Source organism: Mycobacterium sp. GA-1285, from assembly GCF_001499905.1.
Taxonomy (GTDB): domain Bacteria; phylum Actinomycetota; class Actinomycetes; order Mycobacteriales; family Mycobacteriaceae; genus Mycobacterium.
The window spans coordinates 63,448-84,208 of the sequence record NZ_LQIS01000006.1 but is presented as its reverse complement, the minus strand read 5'-3'; the positions used below and the strand labels follow the sequence as shown (position 1 = coordinate 84,208).

The following is a 20,761-nucleotide window of genomic DNA, read 5'->3' as shown; positions in this document are numbered from 1 at the left end:
CGCGACCGATGACTCAGCATGGCTTCGTTTCGTGTCGCCGGCGGGCTCGTACTCGCGCTGACCGCACCGTGGGCATGCACGACGATCGCCCACGCCGATCCCTCCGCACAGCTCGGACGCGTTCCCGTGGTGACCTCTCCGACGTGCGGGGGCAGCGTGAGCGCCGAGGCTCAGGTGGTACCGGTGCAGATCGGTGACCGGCTGGGCGACGGAGTCCGCGTCGCGATCCATTACGGCTACGCCAACGCCACGTTCGCGACCGGAAGCGGCGCGGTGATCGTCACGCTCAGTTCTCATCCGGGCGAGGAGATGCGGATAACGGCCTAGCGCCCGTCGCCCAGCCACTTTCGCACGAGTTCGCCGTCGTGCGCCTCGACCGATCGCAGCTCCGTCAGCGTCGGATGTCCGGCGTCCAGCAGCGCGCTGTCGGTGTCCTCCTCGGGCTCGTCGGGCACCTCCACCTCGGTCAGGCGCACGCCCCCATTGCGCACCTCCTCGACTCTCGTTTGCACCGCGCCACCGCGCGCCAACCGCGCATGGCGAATCGGTCCGATCTCATCCGCGGGCCGGTCGGGAACGTTGAGGGACAGGACGGTGCCGTCGGGTGCGTCGAGCAGCAGTTCCAGCACCGGCGCCAGCAGACCCGCGGCGGTCTTCCAGTGCCGCTCGCCGGTGGGGTGCAGTGCCACGTCCAGCGACACCGCCAGGGCGCGGGTGTCGCTGATCTTCGCGGTGAGTGCCGCGCCGACTGTTCCGGAGTGCAGGATGGCCCGACCGACGTTGGCGCCGTGGTTGATTCCCGACAGGACGAGGTCCGGTCGCGGGTCGAACCAGCCGTTGAGCGCGGCGGCGACGATGTGTCCGGGTTGAGCCTGCACCGCCCACGCCTCGACGCCGTCGAGGGCGGGTAGTTCGCGCTGCTCGACGACCGTGCGGCCGTCACGACGGACTGCGCTCAGCGCCGCGCTTGCCCCGCTGGCCTGCTCGGCCGGGGCGGCGACGATCACCTCCAACCCCGCCTCGAGTGCCGCACTCGCCAGGGCGTGCAGTCCGGGAGAGTCGATCCCGTCGTCGTTGGTCACCAGTGCGCGCGGCAAGCGTCGACCTCCTCCAGTTCGATGGCCGCTATTTCAGCGGGCGCAATTCCACCCGTTCGGCAAGCGTTTCCACGGCGCGCTCGCCGCCGGTGCCCAACCCGTGCCGCACGACGTTGAGCGCCCCGCACGCCGCCCCGATCTGCAACGCCCGGCGCAGCGGGCGGCCGCTGGCCAGTGCGGCGACGATGCCCGCGGTCATCGAGTCCCCGGCACCCGCCGAATCGGCCGGTTCCAAGGTCGGCATCGTGATCTCGACAACGTCACCGTCGTCGTCCTCCTCACCGAGCAGCGCCAAGGCCGGGGCGTCACCGGAGCGCGACACGACGATCGTGCCCGCACCTTCGTCACGCATGGAGCGCATGGCCGCGACCAGATGCTTCGCGTCCTCGGATTTCGCCCGGCCGTCGTCGAGCAGCTCTTCGTGGCTGACCTTGATGACGTCTGGTCGGCCCGCGAGCACCGCCTCGAGCCGTTCGCCGGAAAGGTCCGCGGCCACCTTGCAGCCGTTGGCGCTGAGATCGGTGGACAGGCGGCGGTACAGGTCGGCCGGCAGCACATCGTCTTCCTGTGGACCGGAGAGCAGGACCCGCCCATGGGTCAAACCCTCGGTCAGGGTGAGCTCGTAGAGGGAGTCCAGTTCGTGGCGGTCCAGCGGGCTGCCGGCAGCCTCTGCTACCACCTCGCGGCCACCCGAGCGGCGGTCGTGCACGTACGATCCGTTGCGCGCGCTGACCGGAACGGTCTGCACGGTGATGTTGTGCGCGGGCAGAAGATGGCCGAGGACGTCCCCCGTTTCGCCGCCCAAGGCCGAGCACAGCACGACAGGCACACCGAGCGAGGACATCATGCGCGACTGCCAGACACCCTGACCTCCGGCGTGCACGTGGATGTCGGCCTCACCCGAGCGGTTCTCGATCGTGACGGTCAGAACGGGCAGCGGGGCGAAGATGACGACGGCTGAGGCGCCGTCCGAATCGTCACCGCGAGATTTCCTTTCTGTCATGGGTTACCTAGTACCCATCCGCGCGGTGCCTACCCGCTGGCTAGAGTCCATCAGACCAAGGTGTGGGAGGTGGCATGTCACTGGCAACCCAGTTGTGGACGGAGAACGCCGATGTCGTGGCCGAGGTGCTGGCCAACCCGTTCGTTCGGGGCATCGAGGACGGCTCACTGGAGCGCGATCTGTTCGCCGGGTACATCGCCCAGGACGCGTTCTTTCTCGAATCCTTCGCTCGCGCATACGGTCTGGCCCTGGCCCGAAGCTCGGATACGGCCACCCTGCTGACGTTCGCCGATCTACTCGCCGGCGTGCGTGAGGAACTCGGGTTGCACGCGTCCTATGCCGCGTCGTGGGGTATCGACATGACCGGCGTCGAGCCCGCCGCGGCGACACTGGCCTACACCGAGTTCCTGCTGGCCACCGCCGCCACCGCCGAGGTCGGTGTGGTGTGTGCGGCGATGACCCCGTGCATGCGTCTCTACGCGCATATCGGCGGCACGCTCGACGCCGATTCCGCCGGGCCGTATGCGCAATGGGTGCAGATCTACGCCGACCCCGATTTCGAGGAGGTGGCGTCCTTGTTGGAACGACTGCTCGATCAGCACGCCGACGATGTCGACGCAGCACGGGTGGCCTATCGGCGCGCGATGCGACTGGAGTTGGCGTTCTTCGACGCGGCCTTGGTGCGGAGTGATCAGACGTAGCGTGGGCGGCCCGCCAGCGCACCGGCTTGGCTACGGGCTGACCGCCGGACAACCCGGCCATGCCGAGGGAGTCGCGGGGAAGAGCGGCACGATGTAGTGATGGACAACGCCTTGCAGTCACCGAACGGACCCGCGGCCCCCGGCTACCGGGCACTGGTGGTCGATGATGAGGCGCCACTGGCGGAAGTGGTGGCGAGTTATCTCGAGCGGGAGCATTTCGACGTCACAGTGCGGCACACGGGGGACGAAGCGCTCGACGTCGCACATGACGTCGATCCGGACGTGGTGGTGTTGGATCTCGGCTTGCCGGGCATCGACGGGCTGGAGGTCTGCCGCCGGCTGCGGACGTTCTCCGACGCCTACGTGGTGATGTTGACCGCCCGTGATACCGAGCTCGACACGATCGTCGGTCTCTCGGTCGGCGCAGACGACTATGTGACCAAGCCCTTCAGTCCGCGCGAGTTGGTCGCGCGTATCCGGGCCATGCTGCGTCGTCCACGCATCGTGACGTCGTCGGCATCTTCAGCCAGCCCGGTGAGCGCCGAGATACCGGCACCGCGCGTTTTCGGCCCTCTCTCCATCGACATCGCTGGGCGGCAGGTGCGCCTCGACGATGAACTGATCACGCTGACCCGCACCGAATTCGACATTCTTGCCACGCTCACGTCGCGCCCGGGTGTCGTCTGGAGCCGCCGACAGCTTATCGACGCGGTATGGGGAGAACCCTGGGTCGGTAACGACCATCTGGTCGACGTCCACGTCGGTCATGTGCGCCGCAAACTGCGTGACGACCCCGCCGATCCGAGGTTTGTGTTCACTGTGCGCGGCGTGGGCTATCGAATGGGAACTGGGCAGTGAGCGCGCAAGTGGGTTCCGGGATGCGCCACCGGCTGCTGTTGGGGCAGGCCCTGGTGCTGTTCGCCGGGGGCGTCACAACCTGGGTCGTCGCGTTGCTGGCCGGACCGCCGCTGTTTCGCGACCACCTGCATCAAGCGGGTGTCCCGCCCAACTCCAGTGAGCAGTTCCACGCCGAGCAGGCGTACCGGCATGCCACCGCCATCTCGATTGCTGTCGCGGTGGCGGTGGCGGCTCTGACCGCACTCGTCGTTACTGCGTACTTGAGTCGGCGCGTGCAGCGCTCGCTGGCCGAGATCTCCGCAGCAGCAGCCGCTGTAGCCGAGGGCCGCTACGGCGTCCGGGTCGCACCGCCGCGGTTGGGCGGTGAGTTCGATGGGTTGGCCTACGCCTTCAATCAGATGGCGCACCGCTTGCAGGCGGTGGAATCGACTCGCCGGCTGCTCTTCGGAGACCTGGCCCACGAGATCCGAACTCCGGTGTCGGTCCTCGAGGCCTATCTGGAAGCGGTCGAGGATGGGGTGAAGAGGCTCGACGCGGAGACCATCGCCATGTTGCGTGAGCAGACAGGTCGGTTGGTGCGCTTCTCGGCAGACGCCGCGGCGCTGGCACAAGCAGAAGAGGCCCACACCTCCATCTCATTGGAGTGGGTCGACGCGGGTGAACTGGTCGGCGCGGTCAGCGCTGCGATCGCCGATCGCTATGCAAGCGAAGGGGTGACGCTGACCACCCGCGTGATCGATGCGCCCCGAATGTGGGCCGACAGGCAGCGCCTGGCTCAGGTGCTGGGGAATCTGCTCGACAACGCCCTGCGCCACAGTGCTGCCGGCGGACAGGTCATCCTTGCCGTCGCACTCGACGGGGGCGACGCCGTGTTCACCGTCACCGATGACGGCGAAGGCGTTGCGGCTGAACACCTCCCGCATCTGTTCGAGCGCTTTTATCGCGCCGACATGGCCCGAACTCGCGAGAAGGGTGGGGCGGGGATCGGCCTGGCGATCGCCAAGGCGCTGACGGAGGCTCACAGCGGCCGCATCGACGCGACCAGTCGCGGACCGGGAACGGGAACCACCTTCACCGTGACCGTGCCTGTCCGGCCACCGACGTCGGTCCTCCGTGAGGAGTCCGAGGCCAGCCGGGCCATCACCTCATAACGGCGAGATAGCCGGCACGCGCATTGGAACCTTCGCCCGCGTGGAATAGCGCGACGTGCAGTGACGATCGGGCGCCTGAGTCCTAGAGCGAACTGAGAATCTGATTCATGGTGTCGATCTCCTTCTGCTGACTGCTCACGATCGACTTGGCCATCGCGATGGCGTCCGGGAACTGACCGTCATTGATCTCGTTCTGTGCCATGGTGATTGCGCCACGATGATGTTCGATCATCTGGGTGAGGAACAGCTTGCTGGCCTCCACGCCCTGTGCGTCCTGAAGCGCCTGCATATCGCCTGGCGACATCATTCCTTCCATACCGGCCATGTCACCCATCCCGGGCATCGGTGACCCCGTGGGAGAGGACGTCTCGGTGCCAGAACCGTGCATGCCCCCGTGATCGGGCGGCATATTCCCATGCGTGCCGTTCGAGCCGGGCCCACCCGGGGTCGGCATGCCGCTCATCCCCGGCATTCCCGACATGCCCCATTGGTCCAGCCAACCCTGCATCTGGGCGATCTCGGGGCCCTGCGCCTCCTTGATTTGTTTCGCCAGATCAACAACCCGGGGGTCGATTCCCTCTTTGGCCAGGATCATGTCGCTCATTTCGATCGCCTGCTGATGGTGCGGGATCATGTGTCGGGCGAACATCACGTCGGCGTGATTGTGCGCTGCTGCCGGGGCTGAGCTCGAGGTCTGAGCGCTTGTCGGCGATGCCGACGTCGACTGGTTGCTCGCTGTGGTACCACACGCAGCGATGACCGACGTCGCGGCCACGGCGGCGACTCCGACCACCACGGACCTGGTTTTGTTCACAGCGCATCCTTTCGCCATTGCACACGGTTCGACTCCAGCTTTCTCGGAGGGTGTAAGCCTGCTCTAGTCGTTCTGTGAAGATTCGATGAAGAACCGCGCACGCAGGAGCCGCCCCGGCTGCAGCACGCCCAGTCGCAGCGCGATAACGAGACGGCGTCAACTCTTCCAGCCCGCAAGCCTGGGTCACCTCCGCTGCTACAGTCGGCAACATTGTGAGTAGCAAGGTGGCCCTCCCCTGGACGCGGATCCCCGCGATGGTTGCGCTTGCCCTGGCGTTGTGGGTGGTGGCGGTCGCCGCCGGATGGACGTTGCCGGCAAACGACATCGCCCCGGCACACGGACCGCATGCACTCTCGTCCGCACTCGGACACGAACAGTCCGTGGTCGTCGAGCATTCGCACATCAGTGACGCCCCGATCCCGCTACCGCCGGACGCGATCGCCGAGGGTGTTCTCCCGCGGACGTCCAACTCTTTGCTCGCTCTGGCGCTGATCGGTACGCTCACGGCCGTTTTGGTGCGGTGGCGTCAACCCGAACTCGCTGCCATCCGCGGTCCGCCCCGGCAGCGGTCGGCCGTCCTATCGGGCCGGGTGAGGCTGACCCGGCTCTGCATCGCGCGACGCTGATCCGGCGGCGTCAGACCACGCCGCCGGAGTGCGGCACGGTCGGAGACCGCCGCCCGTCATCAGCTGCCGCGTCCTCAGTTCGCGGCTCGACGCAGAAGCGATGCACCTAGATGAATCACGTTCTGTCCCTTCACGCTCTTCAGTCACATCGCCAGGGTCAGGGATGTCTCGCCCGGTATGAGCGCCCAGGCACCATGGTCGGGCACACCCCAGTCCTGCGAATCTCGGAGCCCTTCACATCGGCTCAGCGAGGTTTCTGGGCCAAGCTCGAGGGTTTCAGTCCCGGCGGCATGAAAGACCGACCGGCCATGTACATGGTGGAGCGTGCCCGCGTGACCGGAGCCCTTCGCCCACGTAGCCGGATCATCGAATCAACAAGTGGCACACTTGGGCTAGGTCTGGCTCTCGCGGGTACCGTCTACGGCCATCCCGTCACCCTGGTGACCGATCCGGGAATGGAGCCGATGATCCAGAGGATGCTGAGGGCGTACGGCGCAGATGTCGACCTGGTGACCGAGCCGCATCCTGACGGTGGCTGGCAGCAGGCACGTCGTGAGCGAGTACAACAGCTTCTCGCCTCGGATGACAACGCCTGGTATCCGGATCAGTACAACAACCCCGACAACGTGGACGCATACCGAGGACTCGCACTGGAACTGCAGGCACAACTCGGCAACGTCGACGTGCTGGTGTGCTCCGTCGGCACCGGTGGTCATTCGGCCGGGGTGGCTCGGGTCCTGCGGGAATTCAACCCAGACATGCAGTTGATCGGCGTCGACACGGTGGGCTCCACCATCTTCGGCCAACCGGCCACCACACGATTGATGCGCGGCCTGGGGTCGAGCATCTTTCCCGGCAACGTGGACTACCAGGCCTTCAATGAGGTCCACTGGGTCGCGCCCGCCGAAGCCGTATGGACTTGTCGCACGCTGGCCGCCACCCACTACGCCAGCGGCGGCTGGAGTGTCGGCGCAGTGGCTCTGGTCGCCGGATGGGCGGCACACACCTACCCGGCGGACATGACGATCGCCGCAGTCTTCCCGGACGGCCCGCAGCGCTACTTCGATACGGTCTACAACGACGACTTCTGCCGCCAGCATGGTCTTCTCGGTGTCCCACCGCCGACCGGACCGGCGGTCATCGACCATCCGACCGAACGGGTTGTGTCGTCGTGGACACGGTGCACCACGGTGATGGACCCGGTGAGGGGTGTGCGATGAGCGTGGTCGGCGAGTTTCGCAGCTTCGGGTGGCCGAGTCGGCTGTTGATGATCAACCAGTTCGGTATCAACCTCGGGTTTTACATGTTGATGCCCTACTTGGCCGGATACCTGGCAGGCCCGCTCGGGATGGCCGCATGGGCCATCGGCTTGGTGCTCGGAGTACGCAATTTCTCCCAGCAGGGCATGTTCATCGTCGGCGGAACCCTGGCCGACCGCATCGGGTACAAACCGCTCATTGTCGCGGGCTGCCTGTTGCGCACTGCCGGCTTTGGACTGCTGGTCTTCGCCGAGTCCCTACCCGCCCTGCTGATCGCGTCGGCGGCAACGGGATTCGCTGGGGCGCTGTTCAACCCGGCTGTGCGCGCCTACCTTGCCGCCGACGCCGGCCTGAGGCGTGTCGAGGCATTTGCGCTCTTCAACGTCTTCTACCAAGGCGGTATCCTCGCCGGACCGCTCGTCGGGCTGGCGCTGCTGACGCTCGACTTCCGCATCGCTGCGGCAGGCGCGGCGGCCGTTTTCGCGGCATTGACGATCGCGCAGCTGTTCGCGCTTCCGAAGCACAACGCCGCCTCGCCACAACACAACTCGTCGATACTGGACGACTGGAGGGCGGTTGTGGCGAACCGATCGTTTCTGCTCTTCGCCGCGGCGATGATCGGTTCGTATGTGCTGTCGTTCCAGGTTTATCTGGCCCTGCCCTTACACGCCAAGAATTTGATGCCGCACGCCGAATCCGTCGTGGTCGCAGGGATTTTCGTTATCTCCGGTCTGGTCGCCGTCGCCGGCCAGCTCAGGATCACGCAATGGTTCGCCAAGCGCTGGGGATCAGGGCACTCGCTGGTGATCGGCATGCTGATCCTCGCATCGGCGTTCACCCCCATGGCGGTATTTCCCGACGACGGCCGTGCCGGCGAGATTGCGGCGGTGAGCGCACTCCTGCTCGGCGCTGCGGTGCTGGCGGTCGGATCAGCCGCGGTGTTCCCGTTCGAAATGGACACCGTCGTCTCACTGGCCGGCGGACGGTTGATCGCAACGCATTACGGCTTCTACAACACCATCGTCGGAATCGGCATCCTCGTCGGCAATCTCGGCACAGGGGCGCTCATGCAAAGAGCTGCTGACGCCGGATCAGCAGAACTGACGTGGATCGTCTTGAGCACCATCGGCCTGCTGGCGGCGCTCGCGCTCTACCGGTTGGAACGAGCCGGTCGACTTCAGGCTCAGGTTCCCGACACGGTGGCAACGCCGTGAGGCACAATCTCGTGCTGAAAAGACGTCAGATGCCGATAACCTGACGGCCGTCGGCCTGCCACGCGCGCATACCCCCGCGGAGTTCGACGATGTTGGTGTAGCCGAGAGTGCGAAGTGCTTCAGCCGCAACAGTACTCATCGGCCCGGAGCGGCAGTAGATGGCCAGGGCGGTGTCGCGGTCGGCTGGGAGGCGTTCGGCTTGCGCGGCGATCTCATCGAATGGGATCGACATGTCCGTGCCCGGGATGTCGCCTTCGAAGGGCACGTGGACGTTCACCGTCAACCGACCGGGCTCGGAGATCGCGGCGACGAATTCGTCAGGGTTGACCAACCGTGCGGCGCTGGCGACCTTTGATTGCGATGGGTATGTCGGAGGTGCCGTTTCTGATGCGCACCCGACCAGCACAGCCGAGCCGGCCGCAGCCACGGCCGCGGCCAGCAATCGCCATGGCCGCCGGGTGACCACCGAGGGTCCCTCGAGTTCAGACACGCCACGAATGTACCCCCCAGGGGTACAAGCGCCGAACCCGTCGGGAGCAACCCCAGGTGATCCTTGAGATGTGTTTCGAGTGGCTCCGTATTTCGGAATGGCTCCGTAGTTTCGACTGCCCCAGAAATGGAAACCCGCCGCCGCAATGGGTCACGAGCCAGCGAGGATGTTCGGCCCCGGAAAAGCCATGAGAAGGAGAGACCGATGGCGGACGACCGCGCACCCAAAGAAGCCGTCAAGGGCATCGTCGAAGAGGCCAAGGGCAAGGCCAAGGAGGCGGCCGGGACGCTACTCGGCAACGAAGAGCTCAAGCGTGAAGGCCAGGCCGAACAGCACAACCCGTCATACATTCCCGGCGCGCCCGGTCCGGAGGCGCCGTCGATCGACGAGCCGACCGCCCCGCGCGAGCCCCTGCCGCCGAAGCCCGATCAGACTGCACCGAAACTGCGCACGGCGACGGGCGCTTCCACCGAGGGACCATTGACCGCCCGCGGACAGCAGGGCGCGTACCTCACCACCGCGCAAGGCGCGCGGCTCTACGACACCGACCACTCCCTGAAGGCCGGCGAGCGCGGGCCGACTCTGTTGCAGGACCACCACCTTCGCGAGAAGATCACGCACTTTGACCACGAACGGATCCCCGAGCGGGTGGTGCACGCCCGCGGCGCCGGTGCGCACGGTGTGTTCCGCGCCAACGGTGCCGCCGAGAAGATCTGTAAGGCAGCCTTTCTGAAGTCCGGCGCGGAGACCGAGGTCTTCGTCCGCTTCTCCACCGTGCTGGGCAACCGCGGCTCGGCCGACACGGTGCGCGACACCCGCGGATTCGCCACCAAGTTCTACACCCACGAAGGCACCTTCGACCTCGTCGGTAACAACATCCCGGTGTTCTTCATCCAGGACGGCATCAAGTTCCCCGACGTCGTGCACGCCGCCAAACCGCATCCGGATCGCGAGATCCCGCAGGCGCAGAGTGCGCACGACACCTTCTGGGATTTCGTCTCGCTGCACACTGAGGCCCAGTTCCACACCATGTGGAACATGTCCGATCGCGGGATTCCGCGGTCGTACCGAATGATGGAGGGGTTCGGCGTCCACACGTTCCGGTTGATCGGGCCCGACGAATCCACGTCACTGGTGAAGTTCCACTGGAAGCCCCGGCTCGGTGTGCACTCCCAGGTGTGGGAAGAAGCGCAGATCACCGGCGGGGTGGATCCGGACTTCCATCGACGCGACCTCGCGGACGCGATCGAGAAGGGTGTCTATCCCGAGTGGGACCTCGGGGTGCAGGTGTTCCCGGACACCCCGGAGCAGATGTTCGAGGGCATCGACCTGCTCGACCCGACCAAGATCGTGCCCGAGGAACTGGCCCCGGTCAGGGTCATCGGAACGCTGCAACTCAACCGCAACGTGACGAACTTCTTCGCCGAAACCGAGCAGGTCGCCTTTCATCCCGGCCATCTGGTGCCCGGTATCGACATCACCGACGACCCGCTGCTTCAGGCCCGGCTCTTCTCGTATCTCGACACCCAGATCACCAGGCTGGCGGGTCCCAACTTCAGCCACATCCCGATCAACCGGCCGCACGCTCCGGTCAACGACATGTTCCGCGATGGGTTCCACCAGTCCGGTGTGCATCCCGGCGTGGCACCGTACAAGCCGAACTCGCTGGACGGCGGTTGCCCGTTCCTCGCGGGGGCGGACACCGGCGCGTTCATCGAGGTGCCTACCGTCATTCCGGAGTCGACGAAACGCCGCGACGCACCGGCCACCTACGACGACCACTTCAGCCAGGTGACCATGTTCTACCGCAGCTTGAGCGCGGCCGAACAGGAGCACGTCGCCGAGGCGTACACCTTCGAACTCGGCAAGTGTTACGAGCAGGCGGTCAAGGAGCGCCAACTGGTGGCGCTGGCGAACATCGACCCCGACCTGTGCGCGAAGGTGGCCGAGGGGCTGGGCCTCGAGGCGCCGGCTCCCACCGTCGCCCCCGTCGATCCCGTGCTGCTCAGTCCCGCGGTGTCGCAAGTCGGTGAGGAATGGCCCGTCGAGGGCCGCCAGATCGGCATCCTCACGGGTCCGGACTCCGACCTCGCCGCAGTGGCGGCCGCTGTCACCGCGATCGCGACGGCCAAGAACGTGCCGTTCGTGGTGGCCGCGCACGGCGGCACCCTCGAACATGACGGTGGCACCGTACCGGTATCCCGCACCTATGCGACCGCCCGTTCGGTGGAGTTCGACGCGATACTCATCGCGGGATCGCCCACTACCGCCAAAGCGAAAACGATTGTCGACGAAGCCTTCCGGCACCACAAGGCGATCGCGGTGCTGCCCGAAGGCACGGAACTTGCTGCCACCGCGGCGGTTCCGACCGACGGGCCGGGTCTGTTTTCGGGCTCCGATGCGGCGACTCTCGCCCAGTCGCTGCTCAACGCGCTCGGTCAGCACCGGGTGTGGGACCGGGTCGTCGTCGTCTGACGGGTGCGTGGGGACGGGCGCGAGGCTGCACAGACGTTTGCTGAATGCGCCCCGGTCGTGTCGTCGCGGGCTTACCATCGGGCTACCTGACGAATGGGATCCGTCCATGGTTTGGGAACACCCGATGCGATGGAGGTTTCGACATGTTCGCCGTGATGCGTATTGGAGCCGGGCTCGCGACGCTCGCCGTTGTTTTGGCCGCGCCCGCCGGTGCAACCGAAGACGAGTACCTGCGTGACCTCCAGCCCCGGTACAGCTTCCTGACGGCCGAGGAACTGCTCACGCAGGGCTACCGGGCCTGCGCCGCCACCAGCGTCGGTGTGCTGGCACCGGACGCGGTCAAGATGATCAGCGCGGACCTCGGCATCTCGACCGGCGCGGCGATGGACATCGTCAGCCGCGCACTCCTGCGACTCTGCTGACCGGGCGACCCGTCACCGCACCAGGGTCGCCCCGCCGTCCAAGCGGATCTGTTGTCCGGTCATGAAGCGTGACTCGTCGGCAAGCAGGTAGAGCGCGGCATACGCGGATTCCCATACGCTGGCGCGGCCCATCTTGAGCCTGACGACCTCGTTGTGTCTTTCGGTCGCCTCGTCGGCTTCCAACCCGAACAGCGATCGCGATTCCCGGTTGGCCAGAACGGAGTCGATGGGGCCCAACATCAATGTGTTGACCCGGATTCCGGCCTCCGCGAACTGGACGGCGGCCAGCTCGGTGATGTGGTTCAGACCGCATTTGCCGAGTGCGTAGGGCATGATGCCGATGTTCAGGCCGAGCTCGTTCTTGACACTGGCGATCGACGAGATGTTCACGATGCTTCCGGCGGTGTCGCCGGGGTTGCGCTCCATGCATTGGGCGGCAAAGAGATTGCAGTGGTAGCAGCCGAGCATGTTGACGTTGATGCCGTAGTTGAAGTTCTCGACGGTCATCGAGTTCGAGTCGAAGTCGAACGGGGGATTGGTGGCCACGCTGTAGACCATCCCGTCGACGCGACCGCTGGTCGCCATCGCTGTGTCGAAGATGTTCTGGCAGTCGCCTTTGTCGGCGACATCGGCTTCGACGGCGTAGGCGCTGCCGCCTTCGGCGACGATCATCTCGACCGTTTCCTGCACCGCTGCGGCGTTCAAGTCGACCGCCACGATTTCTGCGCCGTGGCGCGCGGCCAGAATGGAGATGGCCCGCCCATTTCCTATGCCGGGGCCGGGACTCTGCCCCGCGCCCACGACCACGACGACCTTGCCGGTCAGGTCGAAGGCCTTGCGGTCCCTGCGGTCGAAGTCAGTTGACACGATCTCAGCGGAAGCGGATGTTCACGGTGGCCAGGCCGAAGATCTTCTTCCCGGCGGACTTCGCCGCCACCACGATCACGCCCGAGCGGGTCGCGGGATCCAAGGACTTGATCCGGCCGCTGAACTCGATGTCGGCGCCCTCCTTGGCCGACACGATCGCGGGCGCGGAGAGCCGCACCGCATAGCGCGTCACCGCGCCCGGATCGCCCGACCATGCGGAAACGAATCCGGCGCCCAACCCCATCGTGAGCATGCCGTGCGCGATCACGTCGGGCAGACCGGCGAGCTTGGCGATGTCCTCGTCCCAGTGGATCGGGTTGGCGTCACCGGCAACGCCGGCGTAGTTGACCAGATCGCCTCGAGACAGGCGGGTGTGGCGAACCGGGAGCTCGTCGCCGACTTTCACGTCATCGAACGACGGGGTCCCCGGGGTGCGGGCCATGCCGCTATCGGAGATCTGAACTTCGCCCTCGGGTCGCACGGTTTTCTCGTATGTGCCGTCGTGCTCACTGACCGCGAGGATGTCGACGTCGTGCATCATCTTGTTGTGCACGGCGGTTTTGATCGCCGGATCCATATCGTCGCTCGTCACGCCGACGACGGTCGTGTGCAGGGTGTGCACCCGCTCGCCAGCGGTGTCGGTGAAGGTGTTGGTCACGGTGATCAGATCCCTGCCGGCGATCCGGCGCACTGAGGACAGCTCGACGTCGACGTGGAGTTCATCGCCGGCCACGATCGGGCGGTGCTGCTCGAAGACCTCCTCGGTCTGCAGATACGTGTCGTACCCGACGACGATCTGTTCGAACATCCGGCGATTGCAGGTCATCCCCGGGGCCGACGTGAACGTCAGCGGCGCCACCAGACCCGAATACCCCAGCTCGGCGGCGGCAGCGACGTCCCAGTGCGCCGGGTGGTAGTCCTGCACCGCACGGGCGTATTCGCGCACTTTCTCGCGGCCGACGAGGTAGGTGTCGTCCATCTGGTACCAATGGCCGACCCGCGCTTCGATTTCCGACGTCTCGGGTGCTGCGGTCATAGATCTGCTCATCTTTTCTGCCGGTTTGTCGATTAGGCCGACCCCAAGCACACTAACGCCCGCAAACCTCGAACCTCGTCGAGCATGGATGCACAGCCGCGGGCAAGCCCTGTTACGTCAACCCGACGTCGAAGGCCATGCGCGCCGCTGACACGTTTGAGCGGCGACACCGACGGAAATGGATTGACCATGCCCACGCCACGAACGGCGTCGACGTGCGCGTCGATCCTGATGGTCAGTCTCACGGCACTTTCCGGGTGCGCCGCGCTCGAGAACAAGGAGACCAACGACAGCACGGCGACGTCCGGGGCGTCTGGCACCCAGGCGCCGTTGGCCGCACCGCGCACCGAGGCGCGTACCCCGGCGCCGGATCCGCCGCCGTCGAACGAGCGGAAACCGCCGATCGGTGACGTCTCGCTCGGCATTGACGACCGCGGCGACCTCGGGGAGATCATCGTCGACAGCACCGGCCGCACGCTGTACGTCTTCTCGAACGACGCGGCGAACGAACCCACGTGCTACGGCGAATGTGCCGACACCTGGCTGCCACTGTTGGCGGACTCCGATCCGGCCGGCGGTATCGGCATCGACGTGGCCGCCGCCAAGACCGTGCCGCGTCGCGACGACGGCGAACAGGTGACATACCGCGGCCATCCCCTCTACCGCTATGCGGGGGATCAAACCGACAGGGACGCCCACGGGCAGGGTCTCGACATGTTCGGCGGCGAATGGCATGTGCTGAGCAAGTTCGGTGAACCGCTGGCCTGAGGAATAGCCGCGTCGTGTGCCGGCGTTGGCATGCGCATCGACGGAAGCGAGGGCAGCGTGCAATTCGGGATCTCCACCTTCGTCAATGACGACACGATCGACCCCCTGTCGTTGGCTCGTGCGGTCGAGGAGCGAGGCTTTCACGCACTCGCGGTCGCCGAGCACACCCATATCCCGGCGAGCAGGCAGTCGCCGTATCCGATGGGCGGGGACCTGCCGAAGGTCTATTACCGGACCCTGGATCCGTTCGTCACGCTGGCCGCGGCGGCGGCGGTGACTTCGAAGATCGAGCTGATCACCGGCATCGCGCTGCTGATTCAGCGCGATCCGATCATCACCGCCAAGGAGGCGGCCAGCATCGACCTGATCTCAGGTGGCCGGTTCGTGTTCGGTGTGGGCGCGGGGTGGAACATCGAAGAGCTGCGCCATCACGGCACCGACCCCAAGACCCGCGGTGCGCTGTTGGACGAACGCATCGAGGCCATCAAGGCGTTGTGGACCGACGAACCCGCCGAGTATCACGGACGTTTCGTCGATTTCGACTCGTCGTTCCTGCGCCCGAAGCCGGTTCAGCGACCCCATCCACCGATCGTGGTCGGCGGCGACTCCGACGCCACGGTCAAGCGGGTGATCCGCCATGGAGCTGGTTGGATCTCCAACCCGCTGCCGGTCGAGAGGCTGGCCAAAAGGATCGATCAAATGCGTGACGGCGCGGGTCACGACGTCCCGTTGACGACTTTCGGGACGCCGATCGATCCGGATTACTGGCGCGCTCTCGAAGACCTCGGCTACCGCCAGGCCAACCTGCTGCTGCCCACCAAACCCCACGACGAGTCGCTGCGGCTGCTCGACCAGTACGCCGAGAGGGTCGCCGAGTACCGCGGCTAGCCGGTGTTCGTGGGTCCCGATGTTTCTCGACGCGTGTCGAGTTCCTATCGTGACACCTATGAGCAATGACGCTGATGGCGATCGGGTCGCCGAGCTGGCGCGCGGGGTCGTCGCCGACCACGACCCGAAGAGCGTGCCGATCCCGGAGTTTCTCGGCGCTTGCTATGACGCCGGTCTGACGTGGGTGCACTTTCCCGAGGGCCTCGGTGGGCTCGGGGTGTCCCGAGGCCTTCAGGCCGTCGCCGACCGCATTCTGCAGGGCGCGGGCGGCCCGGTACCCCTCGGGCTCAACCCGATGGGCTACGGCATGGCAGCGCCGACCATCCGCGAACACGCGCAGACCGAGGATGTGAAGCGAAAGTGGTTGCGGCCGTTGGCAACCACCGACGACCTGTGGTGCCAGCTGTTCTCCGAGCCGGGAGCCGGCTCCGACCTCGCCGGGCTCGCGACGTCGGCCGTGCGCGACGGTGACGACTGGGTCATCAACGGCCAGAAGGTGTGGACCAGCCTGGCACACCGGGCGCGCTGGGGATTGCTGCTCGCGCGCACCAATCCCGATGTGCCCAAGCACAAGGGCCTGACGTACTTCGTGATCGACATGCACGGGGCGGGTGTCGAGACGCGGCCGCTGCGCCAGATGACGGGGCAGGCCGAGTTCAACGAGGTCTACTTCAGCGACGCCCGCATCCCGGACAAGCACCGCCTCGGCGAGGTCGACAACGGCTGGGCTGTCGCGATGACGACGCTGATGAACGAACGCACCGCGCTCGGCGGCAGCGGTAGCCGCCGCGGCGCGGGCACCATCGCCGACGCGACCGGACTGTGGGCGTCGCGCCCTGAGCGCCAAACCCCGGTGTTGCGGGACCGCCTCACGCGGCTGTGGCTGCGCTCGGAGGCGCAACGGCTCACCTCCGAACGGTCCCGCGCCGCCGCGACCGTCGGCGGGCCGGGCCCGGAGGGATCGATCGGCAAGTTGGTCGGGGCCGAGCTCAACCAGGACATCTACCAGTGGTGCATGGATTTCCTTGGCCCCGAGGGGATCCTGTACCACGGCTATCAGCAGGGAGCAGGCACTGGTGAACGTGACTGGCAAGGTCCCATCCAGCAGCGGTACCTGCGCAGCCGGGCCAACACGATCGAAGGCGGAACGTCTGAGGTGATGCGGAACATTCTCGGAGAACGCATCCTCGGGCTGCCCGGCGATCTGCGTGCCGATGCCGGTATGCCGTGGAAGGAGGTCCCTCGTGGCTGAGCAGGCCGATAGCCGACTCGGGCAGGCCGAGTACAAGTTCACCGAGGAACAGGGCCAATTACGCGACGCGGTACGGAAGTTCAGCGCCGAACACTTCTCGGAGGAGACGATCCGCGAGCTGATGGAGTCCGACCCGCCGTTCGACCCCAAGATCTGGGCCCGGCTCGGCGGCGAGCTCGGCGTGCTGGGCCTTTCGGTGCCCGAGGCCGACGGCGGAGTCGGCGGAACACTCATCGACCAGGCCGTCGCCATCGAAGAGTTGGGGGCGCGGTTGGCCTGCGGACCGCTGTTCGGCACGGTGTACCTGGCGATCCCGGCCCTGGTGGCCGCCTCGTCCGGGCCGGCGCGCGACGAACTGCTCGGTGACCTGGTCGAGGGTCGCCGCACCGCGGCATTCGCCGTGGTGGACCGCGCCGGCGCGTTCACTCCGGACGCGGTTTCGGTGACCGCTGCAGGAGATACGTTGTCCGGCACGGTGACTCAGGTGGTCGACGGTGGCATCGCCGACGTGCTGTTGGTCGCCGCCCGCGACGGCGATGGCCTCGCCTTGTATGCCGTCGACGGCACCGCCGAGGGAGTGCAGCGCACGCCGCTGGCGACACTCGACCTCACCCGCTCCGAGGCGAACGTGACGTTCAGCGACGCGCCGGCCCGCATGATCGCCGGACCCGAGGAAGCCGCCCGAGTCATACACCATGCGCTACAGGTCGGTGCGGCGCTGCTCGCGGTGGAGCAGGTGGGCGCCGCCAAGCATCTGCTCGACCTGTCGGTGGAATACGCCAAGTCGCGGCTGCAGTTCGGTCGGCCGATCGGATCGTTCCAGGCGGTCAAGCATCGACTCGCGAACCTGCTCGTCGATGTCGAACACGCGAGGTCGACTGCCTATCACGCGATCTGGGCTCTCACGGACGGATCCGACGATCCGGCACTCGCCACGAGCATCGCCCAGGCGGTCTGCTCGGACGCCCTGACCCACGTCGCCAACGACACGATCCAGGTGCACGGTGGCATCGGGTTCACCTGGGAACACCAGGCGCATCTCTATTACAAGCGTGCCGCCACGAACGCGGTTCTGCTGGGCAGCGCCGAACAACACCGGGACCGGGTGGCGACGATGGTGCTCGACGGCGCCGAGGCGGAACGGGTACCGCGGGTCGCCGACGGGCTCACGGTCTGAGCCTCTCTCTTCACCGGCAACGGTGTGACTTGAGTCACCCGATTGATAACGATTCGAAACCTGTTGCGTTGCAAGATGAGACACGAGGACTGAACAGCTCGGGCGTGACCACTATGTTCGCATGGTGCGCCGGCGAACCGCCCTCAAACTCCCGCTGTATCTGGCAGCCGCCGCGGCGCTGACCAAACTGCCGCCCGTCGCGGCCGCCGAGACGGGGCGATGGTCGGCTGACCGCGCCAACGCTTGGTACGCGGAGCAGGGTTGGCTGCTGGGCGCCAACTATGTCACTTCGAACGCCGTCAACCAGCTCGAGATGTTCCAGGCCGGCACCTTTGACCCGCGCCGCATCGCCGGCGAACTGAGCGTGGCCAAGCGAATCGGGATGAACACCATGCGGGTGTTCCTGCACGACCAGCTGTGGGCGACGGACCGGGCCGGTTTCAGCCAGCGGCTGTCTCAGTTCGTCTCCATCGCGGCCAGTCACAACATCAAGCCGCTGTTCGTCCTGTTCGACTCGTGCTGGGATCCGTTGCCGAAGGCGGGTCCACAGCGGCCGCCGGTCAAGGGAGTGCACAACTCGGGCTGGGTGCAAAGCCCCGGTGCACATCGCCTGCAGGATCCGGCCTACACCCGCGTGCTGCAGAGCTATGTCACCGGCGTGGTCGGCCTCTTCCGCAACGATCCTCGGGTTCTGGGGTGGGACGTGTGGAACGAGCCGGACAATCCCGCGAAGGACTACCGAAAGGTCGAACACCCCGACAAGCAGAAGCTGGTCACCGCGTTCCTGCCGCACGTGTTCCAGTGGGTGCGCGCGGTCAAGCCGATCCAACCGTTGACAAGTGGTGTCTGGCAGGGCCATTGGCGAGATCCAGGCAGCCGCAGCGAGATCGCGAGCCTGCAACTCGAGCTCTCGGACATCATCAGCTTTCACAGCTACGGCAAACCGGCCGAGTTCGAAGACCGCATCGACGAACTCACTCCGCTGGGCCGGCCGATCCTGTGCACGGAGTACCTCGCCCGCAACCTCGGCAGCACGGTCGAAGGCATCCTCCCTGTTGCCAAGCGGCGCAACGTCGGCGCGTACAACTGGGGATTTGTCGCCGGGCGGACCCAGACCTACCTGCCGTGGGACTCGTGGAACGAGCCGTACACGACACTTCCGGACACGTGGTTCTCGGACCTGATTCACCCCGACGGAAACGCACACGACAACGACGAAGTTCGCTTCATCCAGAAGCTGGTCGGGTTGAGTACGTAGCGAGCCATGCCGGTGTGATCCGGGGCAACACAGTTTGACAAGTGAATCTTCCTGGGCCCCAGTCTGTTAGGGGCTAGTTGTCGCTTGGTGGTGGTTGGGGTTGGAAGGGGTTGTACCACCACCATTGGGCGCGTTCGCCGAGGGGTCCGCGGCAGGGTGGGACTGTTGGTGGGGGTTGGGTGGGTGGGCGTGCGAGTGATCCGGGGTCCAGCGGGTTACCGCTGGGGCCGGTGACGAGGAGTTGGTCGGCGGGTCCGGTGATGGTGATCTCGCCGCGATGGTGCAGGCGGTGGTGATAGGGGCACACCAGCACCAGGTTGCCGAGTTCGGTGGGTCCGCCGTCTTCCCAGTGCACGAGGTGATGGGCGTGCAGCCCGCGGGTGGCCCAGCATCCGGGCACCCGGCAGGTGCGGTCGCGGTGCTCCAAGGCCCGGCGCAGCCGGCGGCTGATCACCCGGGTGGAGCGCCCGGCTCCGATGAGTTGGCCGTGACGTTCGAGCCACACTTCACAGGTGGCCTCGCACAACAGCATGCGCCGCTCGGCTTCTGAGAGTACCGGGCCCAGGTGTGGCCAGGCCGCGGGCTTGTCGGGATCCAGATGCACGATGACGGTGCTGTGCTGATCGTGGGGGCGTCGGGCCACCTCGCTATCCCAGGCTTGCTCGACGATGCGCATGAACGCATCGGCGGCGGTGGGAAACGGGGGGCGACACCGCAGATCGCCCAGTTGTCGGCGGTCGTGGGTGTCGGCGCCGGTGTCGGGGCCGTGATCGGCGGTGTGCTCGCCGATGAGCGCGTCGCGGTGGGTTTGCAGGGCGGCGTCGAGTTTGGCGGCCTCGATGTGAGGCAGGGTGATGCGGTAGGTGCTGAACTGCTCACCGACGGTCTTGCTGATGCCGCGCCGCGGGTGGGGACGCTCGGGTTCGGGGCGCGGTTCGAGTTTGATGGCACACCGGAGTTGGTTGACCGTGGCCACCGACGCCATCTGGGCGTAGTGATCGTCCGAGCCCGCGCCGGCGTATTGGGCGATCACCCCGACCTGATCCAACGACAGGCGGCCCTCGCGCAGCTGGGAGGTGCAGCGAGGGAACTCCTCAATCCGCTGCGCCACGGCGGCCACGTTCTTGGCGGTGGTGTCTGACATGCCCAGTTTCCAGGCCACCAACGCTTTGACCGAGCGAACCCCTTCTGCGGCTCCCCACAGTCCGTCGCGGTCGATCTCGGCGATGATCTCCACGATGCGCCCATCGATGGCGTTTCGCTGCCCCGACAACTCGGCCAACTGCCCGAACAGGCCCTCCAAACGTTGCTGAGGACCCGCATCCACCTGGGCATCCGACGAAGCGACCGACATAAAACCGCATCATCACAGAAGGGTCCGACAAGTTCGGTACACCCGATCAAC

At 66.3% G+C, this 20,761-nt stretch carries 21 protein-coding genes; 14 read left to right on the top strand and 7 right to left on the bottom strand.

Annotated features, from left to right (window positions below):
• Window positions 1–18: 18 nt before the first annotated feature.
• On the top strand, window positions 19–327 hold the full coding sequence (locus tag AU193_RS05295) for a hypothetical protein (protein WP_064421302.1): 309 nt from the start codon (window positions 19–21) through the stop codon (window positions 325–327).
• Here the strand turns inward: AU193_RS05295 and surE are convergent.
• Together surE and AU193_RS05285 are read right to left on the bottom strand one after the other, a co-directional pair.
• Window positions 324–1,097: a 5'/3'-nucleotidase SurE gene (gene surE / locus AU193_RS05290; protein ID WP_064421301.1), complete on the bottom strand. Its 774-nt coding sequence runs from the start codon at window positions 1,095–1,097 to the stop codon at window positions 324–326. The two genes, AU193_RS05295 and surE, sit on opposite strands and share 4 nt — an antisense overlap.
• A gap of 28 nt (window positions 1,098–1,125) precedes the next feature.
• On the bottom strand, window positions 1,126–2,100 hold the full coding sequence (locus AU193_RS05285) for a 1-phosphofructokinase family hexose kinase (protein ID WP_064421300.1): 975 nt from the start codon (window positions 2,098–2,100) through the stop codon (window positions 1,126–1,128).
• Between the two features lie 74 nt (window positions 2,101–2,174).
• Here AU193_RS05285 and AU193_RS05280 point away from each other — a divergent pair, with 74 nt between their 5' ends.
• The 3 genes from AU193_RS05280 to AU193_RS05270 all read left to right on the top strand — a co-directional run bounded on the left by AU193_RS05280 (window position 2,175) and on the right by AU193_RS05270 (window position 4,810).
• On the top strand, window positions 2,175–2,801 hold the full coding sequence (locus AU193_RS05280; RefSeq protein WP_064421299.1) for a TenA family protein: 627 nt from the start codon (window positions 2,175–2,177) through the stop codon (window positions 2,799–2,801).
• A gap of 99 nt (window positions 2,802–2,900) precedes the next feature.
• Window positions 2,901–3,659 carry a response regulator transcription factor gene (locus AU193_RS05275; protein ID WP_064421298.1) on the top strand — a complete coding sequence of 253 codons (759 nt, stop codon included), beginning with the start codon at window positions 2,901–2,903 and terminating at the stop codon, window positions 3,657–3,659.
• 20 nt (window positions 3,660–3,679) lie between these two features.
• Window positions 3,680–4,810 (top strand): ATP-binding protein, encoded by a 1,131-nt coding sequence (locus AU193_RS05270; protein WP_082682856.1) that lies wholly within the window; start codon window positions 3,680–3,682, stop codon window positions 4,808–4,810.
• Between the two features lie 82 nt (window positions 4,811–4,892).
• On the opposite strand, the gene AU193_RS05265 is transcribed toward AU193_RS05270, so the two are convergent.
• Window positions 4,893–5,642: a DUF305 domain-containing protein gene (locus AU193_RS05265; protein ID WP_064421296.1), complete on the bottom strand. Its 750-nt coding sequence runs from the start codon at window positions 5,640–5,642 to the stop codon at window positions 4,893–4,895.
• Between the two features lie 194 nt (window positions 5,643–5,836).
• On the opposite strand from AU193_RS05265, the gene AU193_RS05260 reads away from it, so the two are divergent.
• The 3 genes from AU193_RS05260 (at window position 5,837) to AU193_RS05250 (ending at window position 8,723) form a co-directional block, all read left to right on the top strand.
• Window positions 5,837–6,250, top strand: coding sequence for a hypothetical protein (locus tag AU193_RS05260; protein ID WP_253867632.1), 414 nt, complete (start codon window positions 5,837–5,839; stop codon window positions 6,248–6,250).
• A gap of 110 nt (window positions 6,251–6,360) precedes the next feature.
• Window positions 6,361–7,470 carry a PLP-dependent cysteine synthase family protein gene (locus tag AU193_RS05255; RefSeq protein WP_064421295.1) on the top strand — a complete coding sequence of 370 codons (1,110 nt, stop codon included), beginning with the start codon at window positions 6,361–6,363 and terminating at the stop codon, window positions 7,468–7,470.
• A complete protein-coding gene (locus AU193_RS05250) occupies window positions 7,467–8,723 on the top strand; it encodes an MFS transporter (RefSeq protein ID WP_064421358.1) in 1,257 nt (418 codons plus the stop codon). Before AU193_RS05255 ends, AU193_RS05250 begins: the two co-directional genes overlap by 4 nt.
• Window positions 8,724–8,748: 25 nt before the next feature.
• Here the strand turns inward: AU193_RS05250 and AU193_RS05245 are convergent, their stop codons facing one another.
• Window positions 8,749–9,213 carry a rhodanese-like domain-containing protein gene (locus tag AU193_RS05245; RefSeq protein ID WP_253867630.1) on the bottom strand — a complete coding sequence of 155 codons (465 nt, stop codon included), beginning with the start codon at window positions 9,211–9,213 and terminating at the stop codon, window positions 8,749–8,751.
• A gap of 204 nt (window positions 9,214–9,417) precedes the next feature.
• Here AU193_RS05245 and AU193_RS05240 point away from each other — a divergent pair, with 204 nt between their 5' ends.
• Both AU193_RS05240 and AU193_RS05235 read left to right on the top strand, forming a co-directional pair.
• The gene (locus AU193_RS05240) at window positions 9,418–11,688 is read left to right on the top strand and encodes a catalase (protein WP_064421294.1); all 2,271 of its coding nucleotides are present in this window, start codon (window positions 9,418–9,420) and stop codon (window positions 11,686–11,688) included.
• 143 nt (window positions 11,689–11,831) lie between these two features.
• Window positions 11,832–12,110 carry a DUF732 domain-containing protein gene (locus tag AU193_RS05235; RefSeq protein WP_064421293.1) on the top strand — a complete coding sequence of 93 codons (279 nt, stop codon included), beginning with the start codon at window positions 11,832–11,834 and terminating at the stop codon, window positions 12,108–12,110.
• 12 nt (window positions 12,111–12,122) lie between these two features.
• Here the strand turns inward: AU193_RS05235 and AU193_RS05230 are convergent, their stop codons facing one another.
• Both AU193_RS05230 and AU193_RS05225 read right to left on the bottom strand, forming a co-directional pair.
• Entirely contained in the window at window positions 12,123–12,977 is an 855-nt protein-coding gene (locus AU193_RS05230; protein WP_064421292.1) for an SDR family NAD(P)-dependent oxidoreductase, read from the bottom strand.
• A gap of 4 nt (window positions 12,978–12,981) precedes the next feature.
• On the bottom strand, window positions 12,982–14,013 hold the full coding sequence (locus AU193_RS05225) for a fused (3R)-hydroxyacyl-ACP dehydratase subunits HadA/HadB (protein WP_064421291.1): 1,032 nt from the start codon (window positions 14,011–14,013) through the stop codon (window positions 12,982–12,984).
• Window positions 14,014–14,202: 189 nt separating this feature from the next.
• Between AU193_RS05225 and AU193_RS05220 the strand changes: the two genes are divergently transcribed.
• The 5 genes from AU193_RS05220 (at window position 14,203) to AU193_RS05200 (ending at window position 19,356) form a co-directional block, all read left to right on the top strand.
• Window positions 14,203–14,781, top strand: a complete 579-nt coding sequence (locus tag AU193_RS05220) for a hypothetical protein (RefSeq protein WP_064421356.1) — start codon at window positions 14,203–14,205, stop codon at window positions 14,779–14,781.
• A gap of 57 nt (window positions 14,782–14,838) precedes the next feature.
• Window positions 14,839–15,669 (top strand): LLM class F420-dependent oxidoreductase, encoded by an 831-nt coding sequence (locus AU193_RS05215; protein ID WP_064421355.1) that lies wholly within the window; start codon window positions 14,839–14,841, stop codon window positions 15,667–15,669.
• A gap of 58 nt (window positions 15,670–15,727) precedes the next feature.
• Window positions 15,728–16,921, top strand: a complete 1,194-nt coding sequence (locus AU193_RS05210) for an acyl-CoA dehydrogenase family protein (RefSeq protein WP_064421290.1) — start codon at window positions 15,728–15,730, stop codon at window positions 16,919–16,921.
• Window positions 16,914–18,098 (top strand): acyl-CoA dehydrogenase family protein, encoded by a 1,185-nt coding sequence (locus AU193_RS05205; protein ID WP_064421289.1) that lies wholly within the window; start codon window positions 16,914–16,916, stop codon window positions 18,096–18,098. The genes AU193_RS05210 and AU193_RS05205 overlap by 8 nt, the downstream gene beginning before the upstream one ends.
• Window positions 18,099–18,222: 124 nt before the next feature.
• A complete protein-coding gene (locus AU193_RS05200; protein ID WP_064421354.1) occupies window positions 18,223–19,356 on the top strand; it encodes a hypothetical protein in 1,134 nt (377 codons plus the stop codon).
• Between the two features lie 73 nt (window positions 19,357–19,429).
• On the opposite strand, the gene AU193_RS05195 is transcribed toward AU193_RS05200, so the two are convergent.
• Window positions 19,430–20,710, bottom strand: a complete 1,281-nt coding sequence (locus AU193_RS05195) for an HNH endonuclease signature motif containing protein (protein WP_064421288.1) — start codon at window positions 20,708–20,710, stop codon at window positions 19,430–19,432.
• Window positions 20,711–20,761: the final 51 nt, after the last annotated feature.

Coding starts and splice junctions, on each gene's coding strand:
- AU193_RS05240 (WP_064421294.1), top strand. CDS start 9,418: ATGGCGGACGACCGCGCACCCAAAGAAGCCGTCAAGGGCATCGTCGAA.
- AU193_RS05220 (WP_064421356.1), top strand. CDS start 14,203: ATGCCCACGCCACGAACGGCGTCGACGTGCGCGTCGATCCTGATGGTC.
- AU193_RS05295 (WP_064421302.1), top strand. CDS start 19: ATGGCTTCGTTTCGTGTCGCCGGCGGGCTCGTACTCGCGCTGACCGCA.
- AU193_RS05285 (WP_064421300.1), bottom strand. CDS start 2,100: ATGACAGAAAGGAAATCTCGCGGTGACGATTCGGACGGCGCCTCAGCC.
- AU193_RS05280 (WP_064421299.1), top strand. CDS start 2,175: ATGTCACTGGCAACCCAGTTGTGGACGGAGAACGCCGATGTCGTGGCC.
- AU193_RS05210 (WP_064421290.1), top strand. CDS start 15,728: ATGAGCAATGACGCTGATGGCGATCGGGTCGCCGAGCTGGCGCGCGGG.
- AU193_RS05250 (WP_064421358.1), top strand. CDS start 7,467: ATGAGCGTGGTCGGCGAGTTTCGCAGCTTCGGGTGGCCGAGTCGGCTG.
- AU193_RS05195 (WP_064421288.1), bottom strand. CDS start 20,710: ATGTCGGTCGCTTCGTCGGATGCCCAGGTGGATGCGGGTCCTCAGCAA.
- AU193_RS05255 (WP_064421295.1), top strand. CDS start 6,361: ATGAATCACGTTCTGTCCCTTCACGCTCTTCAGTCACATCGCCAGGGT.
- AU193_RS05265 (WP_064421296.1), bottom strand. CDS start 5,642: ATGGCGAAAGGATGCGCTGTGAACAAAACCAGGTCCGTGGTGGTCGGA.
- AU193_RS05225 (WP_064421291.1), bottom strand. CDS start 14,013: ATGACCGCAGCACCCGAGACGTCGGAAATCGAAGCGCGGGTCGGCCAT.
- AU193_RS05275 (WP_064421298.1), top strand. CDS start 2,901: ATGGACAACGCCTTGCAGTCACCGAACGGACCCGCGGCCCCCGGCTAC.
- AU193_RS05270 (WP_082682856.1), top strand. CDS start 3,680: ATGCGCCACCGGCTGCTGTTGGGGCAGGCCCTGGTGCTGTTCGCCGGG.
- AU193_RS05235 (WP_064421293.1), top strand. CDS start 11,832: ATGTTCGCCGTGATGCGTATTGGAGCCGGGCTCGCGACGCTCGCCGTT.